Genomic DNA, 26,144 nt, shown 5'->3' with positions numbered 1-26,144 from the left:
GCCGCCTCTCCGGGGCCGATCCATGAGCATCTTCCGACGCAGTCGCCCAGCCGACGCCCCCGAGAGCACCGCCCCGGCGGCGCAGTTCGGCACGGCGGTCGTGCGCGATGGCGTGGACGACCCGCGCGTGGACCCCGCGGCGCCCGAGGGCGTCGAGGAGCCCGTTCCGCAGGTCGCCCCCATCTCGCGATCGGGGCGCAACATGCCCATCGCCGCTGCCGTGGGACTGTTGCTGCTCGGAGGCGTGCTCGCCGCCGCGTGGTGGCACCCCGCAGCGCTGGCCGGACTCGTGTGCCTCGGTGCGTTCGCCGCGGTGATCGAATGGCGCAGAGTGCTCGGGCGCTCGGATCGCCGTGTTCCCCTCGCCCCCATCGGCCTCGCGACCGTGGGCCTCGTGGTCGCCACCTGGTACGGCGGGCCCGAGGGACTGGTCGTCGCGCTCATGGTGGGATGCGCAGGCACGGTCGCCTGGCGGGTCGTGGATGAGCGCATCGAGAACACCCTCGCGGACTCCATGGCGTCGATGCTCACCCTGCTGTGGATCCCGTTCCTCGCGTCCTTCCTGGTGCTCATGGAGCTGTCTCCCGACGGGTGGCAGCGCGTGATCGTGGTGGTGCTCGCCGCAGTCGGGTCCGACACCGGCGGGCTGTTCGCCGGCATGCTGTTCGGCAAGCACCCGATGGCGCGGCGCGTGAGCCCCAAGAAGACCTGGGAAGGCTTCGCGGGCGGGCTGCTGCTCGGGACGCTCACTGCCTCGATCGCCGCTTTCTTCTTCTTCGATGGCCGGTGGTGGATAGGCACGGTCGTGGGCCTTGCCTCCGCGATCGCCGCCGTGCTGGGCGATCTGGCCGAGTCGGCGGTCAAGCGCGACATCCAGGTCAAGGACATGTCCAGCGTGATCCCGGGTCACGGCGGCATCATGGATCGCATCGACTCGCTGCTCTTCGCCGCGCCCGTGGCCTACGTCGTATTCGGACTTCTGTTGGGAACCTCATGACTACTCGTCCACTGCTCCAGATGTCAGCGCCGCGGCGCGGCAAGCCGCCTCTCCATTTCGCGGACCTCACTCACGACGAACGCGTCGAGAGGATGAGGGAGCAGGGACTGCCCGCGTTCCGCGCCAAGCAGCTCGCGACGCACTACTACACGCACCTCACCGTGGACCCCGACGACATGACGGACCTGCCCGCAGCGGTCCGTGACGACCTCGCGGCCCAGATGTTCCCGTCACTGATGACGCCGGTGAAGTCGCTCGTCGCGGACGGGGGCGACACGCGCAAGACGCTGTGGAACCTCCACGACGGCGTGAAGGTCGAGTCCGTGCTGATGAAGTACCCCGAGCGCGCGACGCTGTGCGTGACAAGCCAGGCGGGCTGCGGGATGGCCTGCCCGTTCTGTGCGACCGGCCAGATGGGTCTCACGCGCAACCTCTCCGCAGCGGAGATCATCGAGCAGGTGCGGCTCGCGGCCCGCGCGTCCCGCGATGGTGACCTTGGCGAGCCCGTGCGCCTGTCCAACGTGGTCTTCATGGGGATGGGGGAGCCGCTCGCCAACTACAAGGCAGTGATGCAGACCGTGCGGGCACTGGTCGCCCCCGAGCCTCACGGCTTCGGGCTGTCCGCGCGCCACGTCACCGTGTCGACCGTGGGCCTGGTGCCGGCGATGGACAAGCTGACCAAGGAGGGCATCCCGGTGACGCTCGCGCTGTCCCTGCACGCGCCCGACGACGAGCTGCGCAACGAGATCGTGCCCATCAACACCCGATGGACCGTGGACGAGGCCCTCGACTCCGCGTATCGCTACTACGCCGCGACCGGCCGTCGCGTGTCGATCGAGTACGCGCTCATCCGTGACATGAACGATCAGGCCCACCGCGCGGCGCTGCTGGCCCGCAAGCTCCGCGAGCGCGGGGATGGCTGGGTCCACGTGAACCCCATCCCGCTCAACCCCACGCCGGGGTCCATCTGGACGGCGTCCGATCCCGAGGTGGAGCGAGAGTTCGTGCACACGCTCCGTGATCACGGGATTCCGACCACGATCAGGGATACTCGAGGCAGCGACATCGACGGCGCCTGCGGGCAGCTCGCGATCAAGGAGGACTGATGGCCGATCTGTTCCCACGGGTGCGCACCTTCGCGCTCGGCTACCGCATGGCGGAGGTCGACGAGTACTTCGACAACGCGCGCGCGGCGTACGAGCAGCCGGGACTGTCCGACGAGCTCGCCGCGATCGACGTCCGGCGTGCCAGCTTCGACCTCAAGCGCGGGGGCTACTCCACGGCCGCTGTGGACTCGGCGCTCGACCGGCTCGAGGTCGCGTTCGCCGTCCGGGTGCGCGAACGGTTCATCAAGGAGTACGGCCACGACGCGTGGATGGCCGAGCTCGCCAGGCGCGCCCAGGTGCTGTACCCGCGCCTGCGCCGGCCAGCGGGGGAGCGGTTCGCCGCGCCGGGCACGCTTCACACCGGCTACGACCGCAAGGAGGTCGACGCCGCCCTCGACCGACTAACCGCGTTCTTCGATCAGGGCCGTCCCCTGACGGCAGAGGACGTCCGAAGCCTTACCTTCAAGCGTCGCCGCGCGTGGGGCGCCTACGAGGAGCGCGTCGTGGACGCCTACCTCGCGCGCACCGTCGACATCCTGCTCGGGGCCGCGTGAGCGCTGCGCGCACCGTCTCGCTGCTGGGCTCGACCGGATCGATCGGCACCCAGGCTCTGGACGTGATCGCGCGCCACCCTGACCGCTTTGACGTGGTCGCCCTGGCCGCGGGCGGCTCCGACCCCGATGCGGTGATCGCGCAGGCCACGGCCGTTCGCCCCGCGCTGGTGGCCGTCTCATCGGCCGATGCGGCGGCGCAGATCGCTCGCGCTCTTCCGGGGATCGAGGTGGCAGCGGGCGCCGATGCGGTCGTGGCGGCTGCCGGCTGCGGCGCCGACGTGGTGCTCAACGGGATCACCGGATCCGTGGGGCTGCGGCCCACCCTCGCCGCTCTTGAGGCCGGCAGCACGCTCGCCCTCGCGAACAAGGAGTCCCTCGTCGCCGGGGGCGCTCTGGTCAGAGCGGCCGTGCGCCGCGAGGGCCAGATCGTGCCCGTCGACTCCGAGCACTCGGCGCTCGCGCAGGCGCTGCGAGGAGGCCGCGCCGACGAGGTGCGCCGGCTCGTCGTGACCGCATCGGGCGGTGCCTTCCGTGGCCGGACCCGCGCCGAGCTCGCGGACGTCACCGCCGCTGACGCGCTGCGCCACCCGACGTGGGACATGGGCCCGGTGGTGACGATCAACTCCGCGTCCATGGTGAACAAGGCGCTCGAGGTCATCGAGGCGCACCTGCTGTTCGACATTCCGATGGATCGCATCGACGTGGTGGTGCACGCACAGTCCGTCGTGCACTCGATGGTCGAGTTCATCGACGGCAGCACTCTCGCCCAGGCCTCGCCGCCGGACATGAGGCTGCCGATCGCGCTCGGGCTGTCGTGGCCCGATCGCCTGGCGGACGCCGTGCCGGGGTGCGATTGGACGCAGGCGGCGACCTGGACCTTCGAGCCTCTCGACCAGGACGCGTTCCCCGCCGTGCGCGTCGCGCGCGCCGCCGTGGCCGCATCGGCCCTTCACCCCGCAGTGTTCAACGCGGCCAACGAGGAGTGCGTGCAGGCGTTCGTGGAGGGACGGCTGCCGTTCCTCGGGATCGTCGACACGGTGCGAAGCGTTGTCGAGCAGTACGAGGCTCCCGCAGAACTGTCGCTCGACGCCGTCGACGAGGCTGAGCGGTGGGCGCGAGAGCGGGCGTCCGCGCTCATCGGTCGAGACACGAATACGTAGGGTAGGAGCATGGACACGCTGATCGGCATCCTGGTGCTGGTGATCGGACTGCTGGTCTCGATCGCGCTGCACGAGGTCGGGCACATGGTGCCCGCCAAGAAGTTCGGGGTGCGCGTGAGCGAGTACTTCGTGGGGTTCGGACCCAAGGTGTGGTCGCGTCGGGGACGAGAGACGGAGTATGGCGTCAAGGCCATCCCGCTCGGCGGCTACGTGCGCCTGGTGGGCATGATTCCCCCGGAGGACAGGGTCAAGCCGGTGCGCGGCACGGGGTGGGCTTCGCGGCTCATCGCCGATGCGCGCGAGGCCGCGGTCGAGGAGATCCAGCCCGGCGAGGACGCTCGCGCCTTCTACCACCTGGCGTGGTGGAAGAAGGCGATCGTCATGCTCGGCGGCCCGCTCGTCAACCTCATCCTGGCCGTCCTCATCTTCACCGGCGTGCTGATGGCGGTCGGCGCGCCCACCGCGTCGCTCACCGTCGGTTCCGTGGTGCCGTGCGTGCCTGCCCCCGCAGCCACCGAGTGCGCTGCGGACGACCCGGCCTCTCCCGCCAGCGAGGCCGGCCTCGAGGCGGGCGACACCATCGTCGCGGTGGGCGGCACGGTCGTCGACGACTGGGAGCAGGCCACGGGACTCATCGCGGACTCACCCGGGGAGACGCTCTCCCTCGAGGTGACGCGCGACGGCGAGCCCTTCGCACTGACCGTCACGCCGAGCGCGCGCGACCGCGTGGTTCTCGACGACGACGGTCAGGCGGTGGTCGACGAGTCCGGGGCTGCCGAGCTCGAGACAGTCGGGTACCTCGGCATGACCTCAGAGTTCGTGACCGTCCGCCAGCCGGCAACCGCGGGCCTCGCGCGCACCGGGGACTACCTGGGCCGCACGGTCGAGGTGGTCGCGACGCTGCCGGTGCACCTGTACGACGTCTCGCGCGCGGCTCTGGGGCTGGAGGAGCGCAGCCAGGACTCGATCATGGGCGTGGTAGGAGTGGGCCGCGTGGCCGGAGAGATCTCCGGCGCCGAGGTCGAGGGCTACGGCCTGACGCAGAAGGTCGCGGACATGCTGATGCTGCTGGGCGGGCTCAACCTCGCGCTGTTCGCCTTCAACATGATCCCGCTCGTGCCGCTCGACGGTGGCCATGTCGCGTCCGCACTGTGGCAGGGCATCAAGAATGGGTGGGCGCGGCTCAGGTCGCTGCCGACCCCCGCTCCAGTCGATGTGGCCCGCATGATGCCGGTCGCTTATGCCGTCTTCGGAATTCTGTTGGTGATGGGCGTCGTTCTCATTTACGCGGACATCGTCGCACCCGTGAGGATCGTGTGACATGCCCGGGACCGGCTGTCCCGATCTTGAGGAGATAATGACACTGTGACTTCCATCGGACTAGGAATGCCCGCAATGCCCCCGCCCACCCTGGCGCCTCGCAAGAAGACGCGCAAGATCAAGGTGGGCAGCGTCGATGTGGGCGGTGACGCCCCCGTGAGCGTGCAGTCGATGACGACCACGAAGACCACCGACATCAACGCCACGCTGCAGCAGATTGCGGAGCTGACGGCGTCCGGCTGCGACATCGTGCGCGTGGCATGCCCCACGCAGGACGACGCGGATGCGCTGCCGATCATCGCGAAGAAGTCCCAGATCCCGGTGATCGCGGACATCCACTTCCAGCCCAAGTACGTGTTCGCGGCGATCGAGGCCGGCTGCGCGGCCGTGCGCGTGAACCCCGGAAACATCAAGCGGTTCGACGACCAGATCAAGGAGATCGCCCAGGCCGCGAAGGACCACGGCACCTCGATCCGCATCGGCGTCAACGCCGGGTCGCTCGACCCGCGCCTGCTCAAGAAGTACGGCAAGGCCACCCCGGAGGCGCTGGTCGAATCCGCTGTGTGGGAGGCCAGCCTGTTCGAGGAGCACGATTTCCACGACTTCAAGATCTCGGTCAAGCACAACGACCCCGTGATCATGGTCGAGGCCTATCAGCAGCTCTCCGAGCGCGGGGACTGGCCCCTTCACCTCGGCGTGACCGAGGCGGGGCCCGCTTTCCAGGGCACCATCAAGTCCGCGACGGCGTTCGGCGCGCTGCTGAGCCAGGGCATCGGCGACACCATTCGAGTGTCGCTCTCGGCCCCGCCCGTCGAAGAGGTGAAGGTGGGAATCCAGATCCTCCAGAGCCTGAACCTGCGCCCCCGCAAACTCGAGATCGTCTCGTGCCCCTCGTGTGGACGTGCCCAGGTGGACGTGTACGAGCTTGCTGAGAAGGTCACCGCGGGCCTCGAGGGCATGGAGGTCCCGTTGCGCGTCGCCGTCATGGGCTGCGTCGTGAACGGTCCGGGTGAGGCACGCGAAGCGGACCTCGGCGTGGCCTCAGGCAACGGCAAGGGGCAGATCTTCGTCAAGGGCGAGGTCATCAAGACCGTTCCCGAGAGCATGATCGTCGAGACCCTGATCGAAGAGGCGATGCGCATCGCCGAGACGATGGAACCCGTGGAGGGCGCGAGCCCGCAGGTGATGGCCGGGTCATGACCGATTCGCTGCTCCGGCGCGCACAGCACAGTCTGGCGCCGGCGCAGCGGCGCGACCTGGAGGAGATCCGTGCCATGTGCGCGGAGGACCCGGTCGCGAACGTGGTCCCCATGGCTCACGTCGAGAGCGCGCTGTCGTCCGGGACTCTTCCCGCCGGGCTGTGGACGGTGCGCCGGCGCGCGGGCTGGGGCAAAGAGATGACCGGAGCCGTGTGGGCCGGCGCCAATGTCTGCGCCGTGCTGCCGGAGGCGGACCCCGAGTCGGCCGAGGAGCGCATGGCGGGTCTCGCGGCCGCACTCGTGGCCAGGGTCAGCCGGCCGGCCGCGCTCGTCGGTCCCGCGGCCACCACCCTTGATCTGTGGGGACGCGTCGAGCCGTGGTGGGGGCCGGCACGCGAGGTGCGACCGCGACAGGTCTCCATGCGCATCGACGGCCAGGTGCGACACGTGCCGCCCCTCGCGGCTCTCTCGCTCGGCCTGGACGCGGTGCGCCCCGCTCGGGAGGACGACTACGACGCGCTGCTTCCCGCATGCGTGCACATGTTCATCGGCGAGGTCGGGTACGACCCTATGCGCCACGGACGCGCTGCGTACGAGGACAGGCTCCATCGTCTGGTGAAGGCCGGGCGCGCCTATGTGCAGTTCGGGTTCGCCGAGGGGCGCCGTCAGATCGTCTTCAAAGCCGAGGTCGGAGCGCTCGCGGGCGGGGTGGCCCAACTGCAGGGCGTCTGGGTTCACCCGCATCTGCGCGGCCGCGGGCTCGCGCGTGCTGGTCTCGCGGCGGTGGTGGAGGCTGTGCACGCCGACCTTGCGCCCACCGTGTCGCTGTACGTCAATGACTTCAACACCGCGGCGCTCGCGACCTACGACGCGGTGGGCTTCGTTCGCGTGGGGAGCTTCGCGACCGTCATGTTCTAGCTGTCCGGATGCCCTGACTGCGCGGTGCCAGGCAGCGCCCGACGAGGGACGCGACGCTGGTGACGGCGGGCCGTGGGCACAGTACCGTCGAGCCGTGCGATGCGCTGCGGGTGACATGTCACGAGCTGAGGGCCAGTGACGGCCGTGGGCAGTGGTGCGCGGATCGTCGGAACTCTCGCGCTCCTGGTGGGGGTGGCCAGCGGTGGTGGCGCTCAGGCCCCTGCGGACGTGCCGACCCTAGCGGCGGCAGAAGGGGCTCTGGCCCGAGCCTTCGAAGCCGGCGCTGCGGAGGCCACGCTGTGCGAGGTCGCGGCGTCACATGGCAACTGTCGCGCCCTGCTCCACGGTGCCGGTGTGCCCCCAGCGGCACCGCCGCGCATCGTCTGCAGTTCGGCCTACCCGGGCACCGACCGCTACAGCCCAGGCCTGCTGTTGCGCATCGAGACGAAGAACGGGGACGGTTCGACCGTGACCATGGACACTCTCGCGATTGCGGTGGGCGGAGGGGACGGGGCGAGGTTGATGAACCCGGTGTACTGGGTGCCCGCCGGGGTGTCCGTGTCACAGGAGACCGGTGACTCGCTCGAGGTGTCGTGCGCTGAGGTGGCGAGCGCGCCGTCGGCACCCCACTCATCGGTCGGGTGGGCGTCGGTGCGGAAGGCGCATGGGCGACTCCCTCACTGACTGATCGCAGTGACGTGAGTGGCGACGGTACGCGCGCCGCCCGCCACTAGGCTGATGGTCATGCTCCGCATGTCCACACTCTTTCTCCGTACGCTCCGCGAAGACCCGGCCGAGGCCGAGGTCGCGTCCCACCGATTGCTGCTGAGGGCGGGTTACATCCGCCGCGCGGCCCCCGGCATCTACTCGTGGATGCCGCTCGGCCTGCGTGTGCTCGCCAAGGTCGAGGCGATCGTGCGCGAGGAGATGGAAGCCGCAGGCAGCCAAGAGGTGCACTTCCCGGCGTTGCTGCCGCGCGAGCCCTACGAGGCCTCCGGACGGTGGGAGGAGTATGGGCCGAACCTGTTCCGTCTCAAGGACCGCAAGGGCGGCGACATGCTGCTCGCCCCCACCCACGAGGAGATGTTCACGCTGCTCGTGAAGGACCTGTACTCCTCGTACAAGGACCTGCCGCTGTCGCTGTACCAGATCCAGACCAAGTACCGCGATGAGGCCCGGCCGCGCGCTGGGCTGCTGCGCGGGCGCGAGTTCATCATGAAGGACGCGTACTCGTTCGACATCGACGACGAGGGACTCGAGGCCGCGTACCAGGTGCAGCGCGCCGCGTACATCCGGGTCTTCGACCGGCTCGGCATCGACTACGTGATCGTCTCCGCGACCTCGGGTGCCATGGGCGGGTCGAAGTCTGAGGAGTTCCTCGCCCCCACCGCCATCGGCGAGGACACGTACGTGCGCTCGCCCGGTGGCTACGCCGCCAACGTTGAGGCCGTCACGACCCCGGTGCCCGATGCGCTGTCCATCGACGACGCTCCTGCCGCGCACGTCGAGAACACGCCCGACACCCCGACCATCGACACCCTCGTCGCGCACGCCAACGCGCACCACCCGCGGCCCGACCGCGAGTGGACCGCTGCGGATACGCTCAAGAACGTCGTGCTCGCACTGACCTCGCCGGCGGGGGAGCGCTCGCTGCTCGCCGTGGGCCTGCCTGGCGACCGCGACGCCGACATGACGCGCCTCGAGGCGGCCCTCGCGCCCGCGACCATCGAGCCCGCGACCGAGGCGGACTTCGCCCGCCACCCGGAGCTCGTGAAGGGCTACATCGGCCCCGGCGCGTTGGGTCCGCAGGCCCGTCCCGAGGGCCTGTCGCGAGGCGACGAGGGCGACGCCGCGATTCCGTACCTCCTCGACCCGCGCATCGTCCCCGGCACGCGCTGGATCACGGGTGCCAACGAGCCCGGCCGCCACGTCTTCGAGCTCACCGCGGGTCGCGACTTCGCCGCCGACGGCACGGTCGAAGGGGCCACCGTCCGCGAGGGCGATCCGGCTCCCGACGGCTCGGGTCCTCTCGAGCTGGCTCGCGGAGTCGAGATCGGCCACATCTTCCAGCTGGGCCGCAAGTACGCCGACGCCCTCGGGCTCCAGGTGCTGGATGTCAACGGCAAGCAGGTGACCGTCACGATGGGTTCGTACGGCATCGGCGTCACCCGTGCACTCGCCCTCCTCGCCGAGCTCAACAACGACGAGCGGGGCCTCACGTGGCCCGCGCACGTCGCGCCCTATCACGTCCACGTGGTCGCGGCAGGCAAGGATCAGGACGTCGCGGATGCGGCCGAGCGGCTCGCGCTCGACCTTGAGGCTGCCGGCGTCGAGGTGCTCTACGACGACCGCCCCAAGGTGTCGCCCGGCGTCAAGTTCAAGGACGCGGAGCTGCTCGGCGCGCCGTTCATCCTCGTCGCGGGGCGAGGCCTCGCGGACGGCGAGGTCGAACTCAAGATCAGGGCCGACGGCACCAGCGAGGCACTTCCGGTGGCCGATGCGGTCGCGACGCTGACCGCTCGCGTTCGCCAGGCGCTCGGCGACTAGCGGCCTGACCCACCCGGCGGGCGTCGATGGCGACTGCCGCGCCCCCTCCGTCCTCCCTCGCGTGCGGTGGGTGCGCGGCCCAGACTGCGATGGCCGCACGAATGGCGATCGGCAGCAGAGCGTTCCCGCCCCCACCAGCGGGCCCGTACGAGCGAGCGGTCGCCGCGCCGCGCACACGTGGAAGCGACGCGGGAGCCGGCGGGGTGGACGCGCCCTAGCTGCCGCCGCCCACCGTGATGCCCGGGAGCGGGGGCACTGGGTAGGACTCCGCCGTCGGCTCGCCGAACGCGGCCGCCTGCGCGTAGGCGTCGAATGCGGCGTGGAGCAGCCACGGCATGTCCTCCGCGTCCGCGCCATTGAGCATCGTCGCGTACGTCACGCCCGCGACAGTCTCGAGGTCCTGAGCCGTCGCGAGGCGCGCCGCGGAGTCCCCGGAGTCCTCGCTGCGCAGCACATATACCGACTCCCGCCGGTCAGCGACGCCCGGCAGTTGGGCGAGCGCTGTCGCGCGGGCGTCCTGCAGATCTCTGCGGGCAAGCCATCGGTCACGCTCCTCGTCGGCGGCCCGGGCGGCGAGCACCTCGTACGCGTAGCGCGCCTGGTCGTGCATCACGACCAGATCAGCGACGACGGCGGGGTCGATGCTCGTCGCGGATGGCACCGGGCCGCCGTCGGGCAGCGCGGGCGAATCCAGCAGGCGCTCGGCGACGACCGGCTCCGTCGACTGCGCGATCGCGTCCTCCACCCACGCGGAGTACCAGGAGGAGAGCGCGTGAGACAAGCCCGCGGAACTGAGCAGGAAGGCGAGATCGGGGTCGTCCGTCACGAGGGCCTCGGCCAGATGCCCATCGCGGGCGCCCATGCCCGCGCCGATCAGGTCGACCCTGCCGTCGCTCGGTGACGGAGACGGGGACTGGTGCGGATATGGCACGTAGAACCCGCCCAACGCCTCGAGCCGTGCCGGCGCGGCGACGGATTCGATCTCGCTCAGGACCGCGGCCTGCGCGGTGGTGGACCCCGATGCGCCGGCGCCGTCCGGGGTGGCGTCGATGACCGCCTGTTCGCGCGCGGCGGCGGCATCCCGCACCAGCGTCTCCGGACTGGGCGAGGGCCATTCTGGCGGAGGCGTCTCGAGCCTCCAGGAACACGCTGCGAGCGCGAGCACGGCCACCGAGACGGCCGATGCGCGGAGGAGTCTGGCCGTCATGGCCGCCATCCTTTCATGACGGGCGACTACACTGTCCTTCGACGAACTTCAGGAACGGACCGCGCCGAGCGCACAGGAGGCTTGAGCCCCATGGATCTCACGACCAGAATCTCCGAGCTCGCCGCACCGGCGGCCCGCGACGCGGGCCTGGAGCTCGACGGCGTGACTGTCACCGCCGCAGGCAAGCGGTCGCGCGTGGTCGTCACCGTCGACCTTCCCGAGTCCGAGCTGGGCTCCGCTGATCTCGACACGGTGGCCGCGGCCTCCCGAGCCATCGGCGCCGCGCTCGACGATGCGAATGTGCCATCGACCCCCTACACGCTCGAGGTGTCCACTCCCGGCGCCGACCGCCCGCTCACTGAACGGCGCCACTTCATGCGCGCACGCACCCGCAAGGTGGCACTTGCGCTCGCAGACGGCGCTCAGGTGACAGGGGTGCTTCAGGACGTCGACGGTGACGTGCTGGTGATCGCGACTGACGCCGCGACCGAGCGCGTGGCGATCGCCGACGTGACCGGCGCAAGCGTGGTCATCGAGATGAGGCGCCTCGACTGACCTGCTTCGCCCTGACACCGTAGATTGACGATTGAACAGCAAGGAGGCGGCATGGACATCGACATGCAGGCCCTGAAGAGCCTCGAAAAAGAGCGCGACATCCGGCTCAGCATTCTTCTCGACGCCATCGAGCAGGCGCTCGTGTCCGCGTATCACAAGACTCCCGGCGCCTACCGGCACGCGCGCGCTCACGTGGACCGCGACACCGGCAAGGTGTCGATCTTCGCGCGCGAGGACCCGGATCCCGACGCCGACGAGCCGCAAGAAGCGCTGCCGGAGTTCGACCACACCCCGGACAACTTCGGTCGCATCGCGACGGCGACCGCGCGCCAGGTGATCTTCCAGCGCATGCGTCAGGCCGGGGACGACGCGGTGCTCGGCGAGTACGCGAGCAAGGAAGGCCAGCTCGTCTCGGGCATCATCCAGCAGAGCGCCGACCCCAGGAACGTCCACGTGGACATCGGCGACGTCGAGGCGCTCCTGCCGCCGCACGAGCAGGTGCCCACGGAGCGCTACGAGCACGGGCAGCGTCTGCGTGGCTACGTTCTTGACGTGGGTCGCGGCATGAGGGGCCCGTCGATCACGCTGTCGCGGACCCACCCGGGACTGGTGCGTCAGCTCTTCGAGCTCGAGGTGCCCGAGATCGCCGACGGCACGGTCGAGATCATGAGCCTCGCACGCGAGTCCGGCCACCGCACCAAGATGGCGGTGCGGGCCGTCGAGCCGGGCGTCAACGCCAAGGGCGCCTGCATCGGCCCGATGGGCTCTCGCGTCCGCGCCGTGATGAGCGAGCTGCACGGCGAGAAGATCGACATCATCGACTGGGATGAGGACCCCGCCACGTTCGTCGGCAACGCGTTGTCGCCCGCGCGCGTGGTCTCGGTGACCGTGGTCGACGAGGAGGCCCGTGCCGCGCGCGTGGTCGTCCCCGACTTCCACCTGTCGCTCGCCATCGGCAAGGAGGGCCAGAACGCCCGCCTCGCGGCCCGGCTCACGGGCTGGCGCATCGACATCCGATCCGACGAGGCGCCGGAGGTTCCCGGACGCGCCGATGAGCCTCGTTCCTCGCCGGAGCGGTGACGCGCTAGACTGATGAAGCCGAGACAGCCTTCTGGTGACCCTGGCGCGCTCCCGCACGTTCCCGTGCGGACGTGTGTCGGGTGCCGCAGCAAGGCGTCTCGGTCGGTTCTGGTGCGATACGTGCTCGAGGGCGACCGTGTGGTCGTCGACGAGAACGGACGTCAGCCGGGACGGGGCGCGTGGCTGCATCCTGATCCCGACTGCATCGCACTTGCACTCCGACGCCGTCAGTTCGGGAGAGCATTGCGCTTTCCCGGCGCCGATGCGTCGGGCGTCGTCCTTCCGGACGCGTGAGTGCGCGTGCCGCCCGCCATCCAGCCATCGACAGAACGGGACGAAAGCCCATGGTCGTCTGATGAGTGCCTCGCAATGAGTGCCTACCCGTAACGATGGTTCGACCCTGCCTCGGTCGAACCGAGACAGGAGAATTGTGGCAAAGCCCCGCGTTCACGAGATCGCGAAAGAGCTCGGAGTACCGAGCAAAGCGCTGATCACCAAGCTCAACGAGCTCGGCGAATACGTCAAGGGTCCGTCGTCGACCCTGGAAGCGCCTGTGGTGCGCAAGGCTCGCGAAGCCTTCCCCGCAGCGCCCGCAACGACGGACTCCGCCCCGGCTGCCAAGTCGGCCCCCAAGCCCGCGGCCAAGCCCGGACCCAAGCCTGCGGCCCCCAAGCCCGCGGCCCCGGAGCCTGAGGCCGCGGCCCCCGAACCCACTCCCGCGCCGCCCGCACCGTCGGAGCAGGCGCCCGCGTCGCCTCCGGCCCCGTCGGCTGATGCTGACGCCGCCACCGACGCAGGGTCCTCCTCGGACATGCCGAAGCCGCGTCCGCGCCCGGGTGGCAACAACCCGTTCTCCGAGCGCACCCCTGGGCCTCGCCCGCGTCCGCGCCCCGGAGGCAACAACCCGTTCCAGACGCAGCGTCCCGGCGCTCGTCCCGGTGGTCGTCCCGGTGCCCCCGCGCCTGGCGGCGCCGGCGCTCCTGCCGGCGCCGGTGGACCGGGTGGCGCCTCCTCCGGACCTGGCGGCAGGGGACCCCGTCCCTCGCCCGGTCAGATGCCCAACCGCACCCCCGGTCGCGGCGGCCCTGGTGGTCCCGGCGGCCGCGGTGGTCCCGGCGGTGCCGGTGGTCCTGGTGGCCCCGGTGGCCGTCCCGGCTTCGGCGGCCCCGGTGGCCGTCCTGCTGCCGGCGGACGCGGTCGCGGTGGCGGTACCGCTGGTGCCTTCGGGCGCCAGGGCGGACGCCCCGCACGCTCGCGGAAGTCGAAGCGCGCCAAGCGGGCCGAGTACGAGCAGCAGCAGGCGCCGTCCATCGGCGGCGTCCAGATCCCTCGGGGCAATGGCGAGACGCTGATCCGTCTGCGCCGCGGTGCGACGCTGTCGGACTTCGCCGAGAAGATCGACGTGAACCCCGCGTCGCTGGTCACGGTGCTGTTCCACCTCGGTGAGATGGCGACCGCGACGCAGTCGCTCGACGAGGAGACCTTCGAGACCCTCGGCGAGGAGCTGGGCTACCGGATCCAGATCGTGTCCCCCGAGGAGGAGGACCGCGAGCTCCTCGAGGACTTCGGCCTCGACATCGAGGCCGAGCTCGAGGCGGAGACCGACGAGGACCTCGAGCAGCGTCCCCCGGTCGTCACCGTCATGGGTCACGTCGATCACGGTAAGACCCGTCTGCTGGACTCGATCCGCAAGGCCGACGTCATCTCTGGCGAGGCCGGCGGCATCACCCAGCACATTGGCGCCTACCAGGTGCACCACGAGCACGAAGGCATCACCCGTGCCATCACGTTCATCGACACCCCGGGTCACGAGGCGTTCACCGCCATGCGTGCCCGTGGTGCGAAGGTCACCGACATCGCGATCCTCGTGGTCGCGGCGGACGACGGCGTGATGCCTCAGACCATCGAGGCGCTCAACCACGCACAGGCGGCCAACGTGCCCATCGTGGTGGCGATCAACAAGATCGACTCCGAAGGGGCGAACCCGGAGAAGATCCGTCAGCAGCTCACCGAGTACAACCTGGTGGCTGAGGAGTGGGGCGGCGACACGATGTTCGTCGAGGTCTCTGCTCTCCAGAACAAGAACATCGATGCGCTTCTCGAGGCGGTGCTGCTCACGGCAGACGCCGGCCTCGACCTGCGCGCGAACCCCGACAAGGACGCTCGCGGTGTGGCCGTCGAGGCTCACCTCGACAAGGGCCGCGGCGCCGTGGCGACCGTCCTCGTCAACTCGGGAACGCTGCGTGTCGGCGACTCGATCGTGGCCGGAACGGCTCACGGCCGCGTCCGTGCGATGTTCGACGAGCACGACAACCCGGTGCAGGAGGCTCTTCCTGCCCGTCCCGTGCTGGTCATCGGTCTGACCTCGGTGCCAGGAGCGGGAGACACGTTCCTGGTGGCGGACGACGACCGCACTGCGCGTCAGATCGCCGAGAAGCGCGAGGCCGCCGAGCGGGCCGCGCAGCTCGCGAAGCGCCGCAAGCGCATCAGCCTCGAGGACTTCACGAAGGCCATCGAGGAGGGCAAGGTCGACACCCTCAACCTCATCATCAAGGGAGACGTGTCGGGTGCCGTCGAGGCGCTCGAGGACGCTCTGCTGCAGATCGATGTGGGCGAGCAGGTCGACCTGCGCATCATCCACCGCGGCGTGGGCGCCGTGACGCAGAACGACGTGAACCTGGCGACGGTCGACAACGCGATCATCCTGGGGTTCAATGTCCGTCCTGCCGAGCGCGTCCAGGACCTCGCGGACCGCGAGGGCGTGGACATGCGCTTCTACTCGGTGATCTACCGCGTGCTCGAGGACGTCGAGGCGTCGCTCACCGGCATGCTCAAGCCCGAGTACGAGGAGCGTCAGACCGGTGGTGCAGAGGTCATGGAGATCTTCCGCAGCTCCAAGTTCGGCAACATCGCCGGATGCCTGGTGCGCAACGGCGTGATCCGTCGCAACGCCAAGGCGAAGGTCGTGCGCGAGGGAGTGGTGATCGGCGAGCCGACCATCGATACCCTGCGTCGCTTCAAGGACGACGCCACCGAGGTCAAGGACGGCTTCGAGTGCGGTATCGGTCTGGGCAAGTTCAACGACATCCGTGTCGGGGACATGATCGAGACCTTCGAGATGGTCGAGATTCCGAGGTCCTGATGGCAGACAGTGCACGCGCTCTCCGGCTCGCGGGAACCATCAAGAAATTGATGGCCCGTGCGCTCGAGAAGGAGATCAAGGACCCTCGCCTGGGTTTCGTCACGGTGACCGATGTTCGCGTCACCGGCGACCTGCAGCAGGCGTCCGTCTTCTACACCGTGTACGGCGGGGACGAGGAGCGCGCGGCCACGGCCGCCGCCCTCGCCTCCGCCAAGGGGCGGCTGCGCTCCTTGATGGGCAAGGAGCTCGGCATCAGGCTGACGCCGTCGCTCGAATTCCACCTCGACGCGGTGCCGGAGACGGCGGCGACGCTGGACAAGGCTCTGCACGAGGCCGCACAGCGTGACGCCGAACTCGCCAAGCTGCGTGAGAACGCGGCGTATGCGGGTGACGAGGACCCTTATCGTCGTCCAGAAGACCGGGATGCTGACGGTCGCGACGCGGATGGCGAAGGCTCCTAAGCCCGAGCCCACTCCTGGGCTCGTGATCGTCGACAAGCCCGCCGGCTGGACGTCTCATGACGTCGTGGGCCGGATGCGCAGGCTCGCTGGCACGCGCAAGGTGGGCCACGCGGGCACGCTCGATCCCATGGCCACCGGCGTGCTGGTGGTGGGGATCGGGCGCGCTACACGCCTCCTCACCTACATCGTGGGGCACGACAAGGCGTACGACGCGACCATTCGGCTCGGCCAGTCCACCGTCACAGACGACGCCGAGGGCGAGGTCACGGCGTCGTGCGATGCCTCCGCGGTGACGGACTCCGCGATCGCCGATGCGGTCGCGGCGCTGACGGGCGACATCTCCCAGGTGCCCAGCACGGTCAGCGCGATCAAGATCGACGGACAGCGCGCCTACAAGCGCGCTCGTGACGGCGAGGCCGTCGAGATCCCCGCACGTCCGGTGACGGTGAGTGCGTTCGACGTCCTCGACATCCGACGGAACGGTGACGTCCTCGACCTCGACGTTCACGTCGAGGTGTCCTCCGGCACGTACGTGAGGGCGCTCGCCCGCGACCTCGGCACGGCCCTGACCGTGGATGGCAGGGGAGTCGGCGGCCACCTCACGGCGCTGAGGCGCACCCGCGTGGGCGGCCTGACGCTGTCCGACGCTCACACCCTTGACGACCTCTCCGCCCTCGTCGACACCGGCGCCGAGGTGCCGCGCGTGCCGCTTGGCGATGCCGCATCGGCCGTTCTTCCCACGCTTCGCCTGAGCGAGCCCGAGGCACGGGCGCTGGGCTATGGTCAGGCGATCCCGGCATCGGCGCTGGGCGACGTCGATGCTGGGGAGGGGCCCTTCGCGGGGCTTGCGCCGGACGGCGACCTCGTGGCGGTGCTCGAGCCGCGGGGTGATGTGCTCCGTCCTGCGGTGGTGTTCCGGCCGTCGGTGACCGAGCCGGCATCAGGCAAGGCACAATGAGCGCCATGCAGATCTGGCGCTCGCTCGACGACGTACCTGCTGACCTCGGGCCCACGGCTGTCACGCTGGGCAACTTCGACGGTGTGCACCGCGGTCACCAGGCCGTGCTCGCCCAGATGGTGGCCGATGCGCGCGAGCGCGGTCATCGCGCCGTCGCGATGACCTTCGAACCGCATCCCAAGGCCGTTCACGATCCCGAGCACCCTCCCGTGCTGATCACCGGTCTCGACGACAAGCTCGACCGGCTGGCGGAGACCGGCCTGGACGGCGTCCTCGTGGTGCCGTACACGCTGGAGTTCGCCAGCCAGACGCCGCAGGAGTTCGTGCGTCGCTGGCTCGTCGACGGTCTGGGCGCGGCGACCGTCGTCGTCGGCGCCGACACCAAGTTCGGTCGCGGCAATGCGGGCGATGTCGAGACCATGCGGGCGATCGGCGCGACCATGGGCTTCGAGACTGACGTCGTGGATGACGCGTGCGCGGTGTCGGATACCGGGCGCCGATGGTCGTCGACGTGGGTGCGGGAGCTGCTCGACGACGGTCGCATGCGGGAGGCAGCGGTGGTGCTCGGCAGGCCGCACCGCCTGCGGGGAGTCGTCGTCGACGGCGACAAGCTGGGCCGCGAGATCGGCTTCCCCACCGCGAACCTCGACGTCACCGGCGGTATGGTGCCGCGCCACGGCGTCTACGCGGGCTGGATGACGGTGCTCGACGGCCGGGACAACGAGCGCGCAGCGGCGCTGGTGGGGGAGCCGCTCGCGACCGCGATCAGCATCGGCATCAACTACACCGTCGGGGCCAAGGGGCTGCGCGTCGAGGGGTTCGCCTTCGACCGATCGGGGCTGGATCTCTACGGCGCGGACGTCGCCTTCGACCTCGTCGAGTGGCGACGGCCCATGCTCGACTTCGGTTCGCTCGAGGGGCTCAAGGACGCCCTTGCCGCCGACGTCGCGTGGAGCCGTCAAATGTTACAAGTCGATTAAACCAGGCCAAACACGGACATCTGGGGCTATGGTCGGTAGATGGACGAAGCCCCAGGGTCGGTCGAGGTCGGTAGCGGCGAGCCGCTGGTCGTGCTCGATCACGTCAACAAGCACTTCGGAGACCTGCACGTCCTGGAGGACATCAACCTGACGGTGCGGCGCGGCGAGGTCGTGGTCGTCATCGGCCCCTCCGGCGCAGGAAAGTCCACCCTGTGCCGGGCGATCAACCGCCTCGAGACCATCGACAGCGGCACCATCTCGGTCGACGGCGTGAAGCTGCCCGACGAGGGCAAGGCGCTCGCTCAGCTTCGCGCCGACGTGGGCATGGTCTTCCAGTCCTTCAACCTGTTCGCCCACAAGACAATTCTTGAGAACGTCACCCTCGGTCCCACTCAGGTGCGGCACACCCCTAAGCGACAAGCGCGCGAGCAGGCGATGGCGCTGCTCGAGCGAGTCGGGGTGGCCAACCAGTCGGACAAGCTGCCGGCGCAGCTCTCCGGCGGGCAGCAGCAGCGCGTGGCGATCGCGCGGTCGCTCGCGATGCAGCCCAAGGTGATGCTCTTCGACGAGCCCACCTCGGCACTGGACCCCGAGATGATCAATGAGGTTCTGGACGTCATGACCGACCTCGCCAAGGACGGCATGACGATGATCGTCGTGACTCACGAGATGGGTTTCGCACGGAAGGCAGCGAACCGGGTCGTGTTCATGGCCGACGGAAGAGTCATGGAGGAGGCTACTCCGGAGGAGTTCTTCACGAACCCCCAGACCAGTCGTGCGCAGGACTTCCTGTCGAAGATTCTCACGCATTGAACTTGACGCACGCGGTGCGTAAGGGCCCCGGGCCATCCTCGGGGCGGGAGAGAGGAGACACCATGTTCACACGAACCAAGATGGCCGCGCTCGGTGCGGTTGCAGTGCTCGCCCTCGCGGCGTGCGGGTCCGATGACGGAGAGGTCGCCGACGTTGAGCCAGGGGAGTTCCCCGAGGGGTCGACGATGGCGGCGCTGGCGGACGCCGGCGAGATCACCATCGGCACCAAGTTCGACCAGCCGCTGTTCGGCCTCGTTGCTCCGGACGGCACGCCAGAGGGCTTCGACGTCGAGATCGGCAGGATCATCGCCGCGGAACTAGGAATCCCCGAGGACGGCATTGAATGGACCGAGACGGTGTCCGCGAACCGAGAGCAGTTCGTGGAAGACGGCACCGTTGACATCGTGGTGGCGACGTACACCATCAACGACGAGCGCAAGGAACGCATCAGCTTCGCCGGCCCGTACTACAACGCTGGCCAGGCGCTGATGACGCTGGCGGACAACGACGAGATCCAGGGCCCCGACGACCTCGCGGGCAAGAGGGTCTGCTCCGTCGAAGGATCCACTCCTGCGGCGAACATCGAGGAGAACTACCCGGACGCTCAACTCGAGCTGTTCGCGTCCTACACGGACTGCCTCGAGCCGCTGCGCAACGGCCAGGTCGACGTGGTGACCACCGACAACGTGATCCTCGCGGGCTACGTCGCGGAGGATGACGCCTTCCAGGTGGTCGGCGAGCCGTTCACCGAGGAGCCCTATGGCATCGGCCTCGCGCGCGACGACACGGAGTTCCGCATGTGGATCAACGACCTGCTGGAGGAGGCATTCGACGACGGCCGCTGGCTCGACGCGTGGAACGAGACCGCGGGCACGGTGCTGCCCGAGCCTGAGGTGCCGATGGTCGACCGCTACGAAGTCGAGTAGTTGAACCGCAGCGTGGCCCCTCCTGCGGGGAGGGGCCACGCTCGCACACCTGAAGGGAGCGTCGGTGATCACCTTCATCGAGGAGTTTGGCCTCGTGTGGGGCGGCTTTCTCGCCACGCTGTCGCTGACGGCCGTCTCTGGCGCGATTGCACTGGTGTGGGGCACGGTCCTCGCTGCCTTCCGCGTGTCGCCCATCGGCCCGCTGCGCACCTTCGGTGCGCTGTACGTGGAGATCGTGCGCAACACGCCTCTGACGCTGATGTTCTTCTTCTGGGTGTTCGTGGCTCCATCTGTCGGGTTCGTGTTTCCCGATCTCGGGTTCTGGCCCGCAGTCGTCTCTCTCAGCCTGTACACCAGTTCTTTCGTGTGCGAGGCGCTGAGATCGGGGGTCAACTCGGTCGGCATCGGCCAGGCCGAGGCCTCCCGCTCGGTGGGAATGACGTTCTCGCAGACCCTGATGAGGGTCGTGCTGCCGCAGGCGTGGCGGTCGGCCATCCCTCCGCTCATCTCCGTGCTGATCGCCCTGACGAAGAACACGTCCGTCGCGGCCGGGTTCGCCTTCACCGAACTGGTCGCGGTCTCACAGAGGCTGGCGAATCGCTACCCCGGTGACGTGATCGAGGTGATCGTCGGAATCGGTCTGATGTACCTGCTGATCACGATCCCGCTCGGACTACTGGCCTCGCAGGTCGAGAAGAGGGTGGCGTTCGCGCGATGAGCTCACAAGCCTCCGTTCTCTATGACATCCCCGGGCCCAAGGCCAAGCGCCGGGACGTGGTCTACAACATCGTCTTCACGGCGTTCTTCGTGTCGCTGCTCGCCTACATCATCTACGCGTTCAACCAGCGGGGAATCTTCGACGACCGCTGGTCCGTGCTGTGGGACCCGCCCAAGGGGCAGACGGCGGCCGATGTATGGCACGCACTGCTCGTGCGCGGGCTGGGCGCGACGATGCTCGCGACGGTGATCGCGGCACCGCTCGCCCTCGCTCTCGGTGGCGCGCTGAGCGTGCTCCGTCGGGGACTGCGCAACCGGCTGGGCAGCGCATCCGCCACGGTCGTCACCGAGATCTTCCGCGGCCTGCCTGTGCTGCTGATGATGGTGCTCGCGAGGTTCGGCTTCGGGTGGTCGGGGCTGTGGTCGGTGGTGTTCGGGCTTGTGGTGTACAACATGGCGGTCGTGGCGGAGATCTTGCGCGCAGGCCTTGCGGCGCTCCCGGCGGGGCAGCGGGAGGCGGGCTTGTCCGTCGGCCTCTCGACCATGCGCACCACGGTGCTCATCGAGATGCCGCAGGCCGTCCGCATCATGCTTCCGGCGCTGGTGAGCCAGTTGGTGGTGCTGCTCAAGGACTCCTCGCTCGGCTACATCATCGCCTACTCTGAGCTCCTGCGGCAGATTCGAACGATGCGCGAGTACTTCGGAGACCGCTACACCATCCCGGTCTTCCTCGTCGGCGCCACGGTCTACATTCTCATCAACATCCTGGTCTCGCGCCTCGCGATCTGGCTCGAGGGACGCATGCGTAGTTCCGGCAACGTGGCGAAGGCCGACGAGGGGGAACCGCCGATGCCAGAGGGCGGCGCGGAGGCGGCCCGCTTGACGGCCACCCACGGGAGAGGCCCCGGCGACCTCCCGCGCACCTGAGGAGTGGCCGTCGCGGATCGGCCACGCGTCCGGTATGCTTGATCTTCGCCGTAGAACGGCCGCGGATTCCAGTGCCCCGGAGAACCAGCCCGGGTGCGCCGCGCAACGAGACCACAAGGAGCTAGTCGATGCCTCTCGATACCGCTGTGAAGAAGAAGATCATGACCGAGTACGCCACGACCGAGGGCGACACCGGCTCCCCCGAGGTCCAGGTCGCGCTGCTGACGCAGCGCATCACGGACCTGACCGAGCACCTCAAGATGCACAAGCACGACCACCACTCGCGTCGTGGCCTGCTTCTGCTCGTCGGTCAGCGCCGCAACCTGCTGAACTACCTCTCGCGCATCGACATCGAGCGTTACCGCTCGCTGATTGAGCGCCTGGGCCTGCGCCGCTAAGGCGCGCCCGGTGCGCTCGGCCCGGCTGCTCCTCTCTTCCGAGAGTCGAGCGGCCGGGCCTTTCATTTGTCCCGGTTACGACACGCCTCAACCCCAGGTGCGCATCGGCTGATAGCATGGACTCGGCCCGCCAGCAGTGGCGGCGCCCAATTTCATACACCTGGCAGGCCGGCTGAACGCTGATCCTCGGTGGAGATGGGCAGAATCCCCGCGTGTGACACCGCGGCTACGAGTCTGGGCATGTCGACTGACGATCAGTGAGGCACTTACCAAGCCCCTTTGAGTTCGCCTGGCCTGCTCCCACAGAATGGAGCGACTTCCCTATGGAAGGTCCCGAGATCCAATTCGCCGAGGCGACCATTGACAATGGTTCGTTCGGCACCCGCACCGTCCGCTTCGAGACTGGCCGTCTGGCCAAGCAGGCTGCGGGTTCCACCGCCGCCTACCTCGACGGCGACACGATGCTGCTCGCCGCCACCACGGCAGGCAAGCACCCCCGCGAGGGCTTCGATTTCTTCCCCCTGACGGTGGACGTCGAGGAGCGCTCGTATGCAGCCGGCAAGATCCCCGGCTCGTTCTTCCGTCGCGAGGGCCGTCCCTCGACCGACGCGATCCTCACCTGCCGCCTGATCGACAGGCCGCTGCGCCCCACCTTCGTGTCGGGACTGCGCAACGAGGTCCAGGTCGTCATCGACGTCCTCGCGATCAACCCTGACGACGCTTACGACACGCTCGCGATCAACGCCGCGTCCATGTCGACGCAGCTGTCCGGACTGCCGTTCTCCGGCCCCATCGGCGGCGTGCGCATCGCACTCATCGACGGCCAGTGGGTCGCCTTCCCGCGTCACTCCGAGAAGGAGCGCGCGGTGTTCGACATGGTCGTGGCCGGGCGCATCGTCGGTGACGACGTCGCGATCATGATGGTCGAGGCCGAGGCGACTCCGGACTCGTTCAACCTCATCTCCGAGGGTGCTCAGGCCCCGACGGAAGAGGTCGTGGCGCAGGGCCTCGAGGCTGCCAAGCCGTTCCTCAAGCTGCTGTGCGAGGCGCAGATCGACCTCGCCTCCAAGGCTGCCAAGGAGGTGCAGGAGTTCCCGCGCTTCCTGGACTACCAGGACGACGTGTTCTCGGCTGTCGAGGGCCACGTGTCCGGCGACCTCACCTCCGCGCTGCAGATCTCTGACAAGCAGGAGCGCGAGAACCGTCTCGACGAGATCAAGGCGAACACCCTTGAGCACTTCGCCGGTCAGTTCGAAGGCCGCGAGAAGGAGGTCTCCGCTGCGATTCGCTCGGTGACCAAGCAGACCATCCGTCAGCGCATCCTCAAGGACGGCGTCCGCATCGACGGCCGTGGACTTGCGGACATTCGCCCGCTGTCGGCCGAGGTCGGCCCCATCCCGCGCGTGCACGGCTCGGCTATCTTCGAGCGTGGCGAGACCCAGATCATGGGCATCACCACGCTGAACATGCTCAAGATGGAGCAGCAGATCGACTCGTTCAATCCCGAGACGAAGAAGCGCTACATGCACCACTACAACTTCCCGCCCTTCTCCACGGGCGAGACCGGTCGTGTGGGCAGCCCCAAGCGTCGCGAGATCGGCCACGGTGCGCTCGCTGAGCGTGCCCTCGTCCCGGTGCTGCCGAACCGCGAGGAGTTCCCGTACGCCATCCGCCAGGTCTCTGAGGCGCTGGGCTCGAACGGCTCCACGTCGATGGGTTCGGTGTGCGCCTCGACGCTCGCCATGCTCAACGCCGGCGTGCCGCTGAAGGCCCCCGTCGCGGGCATCGCGATGGGCCTCGTCTCCGACACCGTTGACGGCGAGACCCGCTACGCGGCGCTCACCGACATCCTCGGTGCCGAGGACGCGTTCGGCGACATGGACTTCAAGGTTGCCGGTACGTCCGAGTTCATCACCGCGATCCAGCTCGACACCAAGCTCGACGGCATCCCGTCCTCGGTGCTCGTAGGAGCGCTCAGCCAGGCCAAGGATGCGCGTCTGCACATCCTCGGCGTCATGAACTCCGCGATCTCCGAGCCCGACGAGATGAGCGAGTTCGCTCCCCGCATCATCACGGTGCGCGTGCCCGTCGACAAGATCGGCGAGGTCATCGGCCCGAAGGGCAAGATGATCAACCAGATCCAGGACGACACTGGTGCGGACATCTCGATCGAGGATGACGGCACCGTGTTCATCGGCGCTGTGGATGGTCCTTCGGCCGAGGCGGCGCGGTCCGCGATCAACGCGATCGCGAACCCGCACGTGCCAGAGGTCGGCGAGCGGTTCGTCGGCACCGTCGTGAAGACGGTCGCGTTCGGCGCGTTCATCTCGCTGTCCCCGGGCAAGGACGGACTGCTGCACATCTCGCAGATCCGCAAGCTCGTGGGTGGCAAGCGCGTCGAGAACGTCGAGGACGTGCTGTCCATCGGCCAGAAGATTCAGGTCCAGATCGCCGAGGTCGACCCGCGCGGCAAGCTGTCGCTGGGCGTCGTCGAAGACGGCTCCGAGGGTGACTCCAACGGTGACGACGAGGGCGACGACAACTAAGTCGCACTCGATCGAGACCACACGAGGGCGGTCCTGGCGAAAGCCGGGGCCGCCCTCGTGGCGTCTCCGGGGTTCCCGGCGCAGCGGCCCTGCATATGGCCTCCACGGCGGGAATGGGCAGGGTCTTCGAGCGCGCCGCCCCGCGGATCCCTACGGCCGATGCGGGGGAGAGCAGGTGCTCCCGCCGCGTTAGGCTCGCTCTCATGCCTCACGCACTTCCCCTGGTTCCCGCATCGTCCATCGGCGCCCATCTCACGGTCGAGCAGGACGCCGGCGCCATCATTCAGCGCAGCGTGCTGCCCGGCGGCGTGCGCGTGCTGACCGAACACATCCCGGGCATGCGCTCGGCGACCATGGGGGCGTGGGTCGGGGTGGGCTCCCGTGACGAGACCCCCGAGCACGCCGGTTCGACTCACTTCCTCGAGCACCTGCTGTTCAAGGGCACCGCGCGTCGCAGCGCCCTCGACATCGCCGAGGCCTTCGACCGGGTGGGCGGAGAGTCGAACGCCATGACGGGCAAGGAGTACACCTGCTACTACGCCCGCACCATCGACACGGACCTGCCGCTCGCGATCGACCTGATCCTCGACATGGTGACCTCGGCGCGGCTCGACGAGGCCGACTTCGAGATGGAGCGCGGCGTCATCCTCGAGGAGCTCGCGATGGCAGAGGACGACCCGGGCGATGTCGCGCACGAGCGCTTCACCGAGGCCGTGCTCTCGGGTCACCCGCTGGGTCGGCCCATCGGCGGCACGCCGGACATCATCAGGTCCGTGACCCGCGACGCGGTGTGGGAGCACTACCAGCAGCACTACGTGCCCTCGGGGCTCATCGTCACCGTGGCAGGCAACGTGCACCACGAGACGGTGTGCGCCCTCGTCGCCGATGCGCTGGCGGCGGGCGGCTGGGACCTCACCGGCGAGATCGCGCCGGGCGCGCGGCGCGACCCCCTCGCACCGCTCGACGCCGTGCTGGTGCCCGAGGTCTCCGTCACTCGCGACCTCGAGCAGTCGCACGTGCTGCTCGGCTCGCGCGGGTACCGCGCCACTGATGAGCGGCGCAGCACCCTGAGCGTGTTCAACGCGATCCTGGGGGGCGGGATGTCGTCGCGGCTGTTCCAGGAGATCCGCGAGAAGCGCGGCCTCACCTACGCGGTGTACTCGTTCGGCGCCCCTAACGCGGAGACCGGCATCTGGGGCATGTACGCCGCGTGCAACCCCAAGGCGGCGGACGAGGTCGAGCGATTGCTGGGCGGAGAGCTCGACCGCATGGCTGAGGGCGTCACTGCAGAGGAGCTAGAGAAGGCCAAGGGGCAGATCGCGGGCACCACGGTGCTCCGCCTCGAGGACTCGTACTCCCGGATGTCCCGCCTGGGCAAGTCCGAGCTCGTGTTCGGAGAGCTGTGGAGCATCGGCGAGGCGCTCGACGAGGTGCGCGCCATCACGGCGGATCAGGTCGTGGGGCTCGCAGCGGACCTCGCGTCCCGTCCCCGTACCCGCGTACGCGTGGGCCCCGCCGCCTGAGCCCTCTCCCGCATCGGGCGCGCGCTGGCAGTGCACGAGCGCACGGAACACGGTGCGATCGTGCCGCCATGCACTGCCAGGGCGCAGGGCAGCGCGAAGGCGGCCCGTAG

24 protein-coding genes are annotated in these 26,144 nt (G+C 69.0%); 23 read left to right on the top strand and 1 reads right to left on the bottom strand.

The annotated features are described in order from the left end of the window. Positions 1–22 precede the first annotated feature (22 nt). The 9 genes from AOP72_RS08155 to AOP72_RS08115 all read left to right on the top strand — a co-directional run bounded on the left by AOP72_RS08155 (position 23) and on the right by AOP72_RS08115 (position 9,801). Positions 23–997, top strand: coding sequence for a phosphatidate cytidylyltransferase (locus AOP72_RS08155; RefSeq protein ID WP_062134824.1), 975 nt, complete (start codon positions 23–25; stop codon positions 995–997). Beyond that, on the top strand, positions 994–2,103 hold the full coding sequence (gene rlmN / locus AOP72_RS08150; protein WP_062134823.1) for a dual-specificity RNA methyltransferase RlmN: 1,110 nt from the start codon (positions 994–996) through the stop codon (positions 2,101–2,103). The genes AOP72_RS08155 and rlmN overlap by 4 nt, the downstream gene beginning before the upstream one ends. After that, a complete protein-coding gene (locus tag AOP72_RS08145) occupies positions 2,103–2,657 on the top strand; it encodes a DivIVA domain-containing protein (RefSeq protein WP_062134822.1) in 555 nt (184 codons plus the stop codon). The genes rlmN and AOP72_RS08145 overlap by 1 nt, the downstream gene beginning before the upstream one ends. After that, a complete protein-coding gene (gene dxr, locus AOP72_RS08140; RefSeq protein WP_062134821.1) occupies positions 2,654–3,817 on the top strand; it encodes a 1-deoxy-D-xylulose-5-phosphate reductoisomerase in 1,164 nt (387 codons plus the stop codon). Before AOP72_RS08145 ends, dxr begins: the two co-directional genes overlap by 4 nt. A 9-nt stretch (positions 3,818–3,826) precedes the next feature. Beyond that, a complete protein-coding gene (locus AOP72_RS08135; RefSeq protein WP_062134819.1) occupies positions 3,827–5,137 on the top strand; it encodes a M50 family metallopeptidase in 1,311 nt (436 codons plus the stop codon). Between the two features lie 45 nt (positions 5,138–5,182). Then, positions 5,183–6,337 (top strand): flavodoxin-dependent (E)-4-hydroxy-3-methylbut-2-enyl-diphosphate synthase, encoded by a 1,155-nt coding sequence (gene ispG, locus AOP72_RS08130; protein ID WP_062134816.1) that lies wholly within the window; start codon positions 5,183–5,185, stop codon positions 6,335–6,337. Further along, positions 6,334–7,254 (top strand): GNAT family N-acetyltransferase, encoded by a 921-nt coding sequence (locus tag AOP72_RS08125; RefSeq protein WP_062134813.1) that lies wholly within the window; start codon positions 6,334–6,336, stop codon positions 7,252–7,254. The genes ispG and AOP72_RS08125 overlap by 4 nt, the downstream gene beginning before the upstream one ends. A 135-nt stretch (positions 7,255–7,389) precedes the next feature. Beyond that, the gene (locus tag AOP72_RS08120; protein WP_062134810.1) at positions 7,390–7,938 is read left to right on the top strand and encodes a hypothetical protein; all 549 of its coding nucleotides are present in this window, start codon (positions 7,390–7,392) and stop codon (positions 7,936–7,938) included. A 69-nt stretch (positions 7,939–8,007) separates the two neighbouring features. After that, positions 8,008–9,801: a proline--tRNA ligase gene (locus AOP72_RS08115; protein ID WP_062137044.1), complete on the top strand. Its 1,794-nt coding sequence runs from the start codon at positions 8,008–8,010 to the stop codon at positions 9,799–9,801. Positions 9,802–10,015: 214 nt separating this feature from the next. Here the strand turns inward: AOP72_RS08115 and AOP72_RS08110 are convergent, their stop codons facing one another. Continuing rightward, entirely contained in the window at positions 10,016–11,008 is a 993-nt protein-coding gene (locus AOP72_RS08110; RefSeq protein ID WP_152650302.1) for a hypothetical protein, read from the bottom strand. 90 nt (positions 11,009–11,098) lie between these two features. On the opposite strand from AOP72_RS08110, the gene rimP reads away from it, so the two are divergent. From rimP to AOP72_RS08040, 14 genes are all read left to right on the top strand, one after another. After that, positions 11,099–11,563 carry a ribosome maturation factor RimP gene (gene rimP / locus AOP72_RS08105; protein ID WP_062134806.1) on the top strand — a complete coding sequence of 155 codons (465 nt, stop codon included), beginning with the start codon at positions 11,099–11,101 and terminating at the stop codon, positions 11,561–11,563. Positions 11,564–11,614: 51 nt separating this feature from the next. Next, positions 11,615–12,643, top strand: a complete 1,029-nt coding sequence (gene nusA / locus AOP72_RS08100; RefSeq protein WP_062134803.1) for a transcription termination factor NusA — start codon at positions 11,615–11,617, stop codon at positions 12,641–12,643. Positions 12,644–12,655: 12 nt separating this feature from the next. After that, on the top strand, positions 12,656–12,937 hold the full coding sequence (locus AOP72_RS08095) for a YlxR family protein (protein WP_084631564.1): 282 nt from the start codon (positions 12,656–12,658) through the stop codon (positions 12,935–12,937). Positions 12,938–13,073: 136 nt separating this feature from the next. Continuing rightward, positions 13,074–15,785 (top strand): translation initiation factor IF-2, encoded by a 2,712-nt coding sequence (gene infB, locus AOP72_RS08090; protein WP_062134800.1) that lies wholly within the window; start codon positions 13,074–13,076, stop codon positions 15,783–15,785. Further along, entirely contained in the window at positions 15,785–16,246 is a 462-nt protein-coding gene (gene rbfA, locus AOP72_RS08085; RefSeq protein WP_062134797.1) for a 30S ribosome-binding factor RbfA, read from the top strand. The genes infB and rbfA overlap by 1 nt, the downstream gene beginning before the upstream one ends. Next, positions 16,230–17,204 (top strand): tRNA pseudouridine(55) synthase TruB, encoded by a 975-nt coding sequence (gene truB / locus AOP72_RS08080; RefSeq protein ID WP_062137038.1) that lies wholly within the window; start codon positions 16,230–16,232, stop codon positions 17,202–17,204. Before rbfA ends, truB begins: the two co-directional genes overlap by 17 nt. 5 nt (positions 17,205–17,209) lie before the next feature. Then, positions 17,210–18,184, top strand: coding sequence for a bifunctional riboflavin kinase/FAD synthetase (locus AOP72_RS08075; protein ID WP_062134794.1), 975 nt, complete (start codon positions 17,210–17,212; stop codon positions 18,182–18,184). 39 nt (positions 18,185–18,223) lie between these two features. Continuing rightward, positions 18,224–18,997 (top strand): amino acid ABC transporter ATP-binding protein, encoded by a 774-nt coding sequence (locus AOP72_RS08070; protein ID WP_062134791.1) that lies wholly within the window; start codon positions 18,224–18,226, stop codon positions 18,995–18,997. Between the two features lie 62 nt (positions 18,998–19,059). Then, positions 19,060–19,923 (top strand): glutamate ABC transporter substrate-binding protein, encoded by an 864-nt coding sequence (locus tag AOP72_RS08065; RefSeq protein ID WP_062134788.1) that lies wholly within the window; start codon positions 19,060–19,062, stop codon positions 19,921–19,923. Positions 19,924–19,987: 64 nt separating this feature from the next. After that, entirely contained in the window at positions 19,988–20,641 is a 654-nt protein-coding gene (locus tag AOP72_RS08060; RefSeq protein ID WP_062134785.1) for an amino acid ABC transporter permease, read from the top strand. After that, complete coding sequence (locus tag AOP72_RS08055; protein WP_084631561.1) at positions 20,638–21,567, top strand: amino acid ABC transporter permease; 930 nt, start codon at positions 20,638–20,640, stop codon at positions 21,565–21,567. Before AOP72_RS08060 ends, AOP72_RS08055 begins: the two co-directional genes overlap by 4 nt. Positions 21,568–21,695: 128 nt before the next feature. Continuing rightward, positions 21,696–21,965: a 30S ribosomal protein S15 gene (gene rpsO / locus AOP72_RS08050; RefSeq protein ID WP_062134782.1), complete on the top strand. Its 270-nt coding sequence runs from the start codon at positions 21,696–21,698 to the stop codon at positions 21,963–21,965. 323 nt (positions 21,966–22,288) lie between these two features. Next, on the top strand, positions 22,289–24,511 hold the full coding sequence (locus AOP72_RS08045; protein WP_062134779.1) for a polyribonucleotide nucleotidyltransferase: 2,223 nt from the start codon (positions 22,289–22,291) through the stop codon (positions 24,509–24,511). A gap of 203 nt (positions 24,512–24,714) precedes the next feature. Next, a complete protein-coding gene (locus AOP72_RS08040; RefSeq protein ID WP_062134776.1) occupies positions 24,715–26,034 on the top strand; it encodes a M16 family metallopeptidase in 1,320 nt (439 codons plus the stop codon). Positions 26,035–26,144 lie beyond the last annotated feature (110 nt).

This window comes from Demequina aestuarii (genome assembly GCF_000975095.1).
Taxonomy (GTDB): Bacteria; Actinomycetota; Actinomycetes; order Actinomycetales; family Demequinaceae; genus Demequina; species Demequina aestuarii.
The sequence above is the reverse complement of the archived record's forward strand: the minus strand, read 5'-3'. Positions and strand labels throughout refer to the sequence as shown.